We start from the raw sequence: 255 nt of genomic DNA on the forward strand, positions 1-255 counted from the left end.
CCTGCATCGGCACCGGGGGACTGGCCGGAGCCTGGGCCGGCACGCTCGTCGGCCGGTTCGGTCTCGATCGCGTCCACTGGTCCTTCCTCGGCCTGATGGCAGCCAGTATCCTGTCGGTCGGCTTCGGTCTCGGCCCGATCCCTACACTCGTCGGAGGAGCCGTTTTCGGCGTGGCCTACGTGATGCTCACGGGGGTCTACCTCATCTGGGGCACTCACGCCCTACCGGATCGGCCCGCAACAGGCCTGATGGTCG

The 255-nt window shown here is 68.2% G+C and carries 1 pseudogene; it reads left to right on the top strand.

What is annotated here, in order from left to right:
• Window positions 1–255, top strand: a pseudogene (locus tag EU805_RS17310) (MFS transporter); the annotation flags it as partial.

The sequence above is a fragment of the Salipiger sp. IMCC34102 genome, assembly GCF_004145405.1.
In the GTDB taxonomy this organism is placed as follows: domain Bacteria; phylum Pseudomonadota; class Alphaproteobacteria; order Rhodobacterales; family Rhodobacteraceae; genus Loktanella.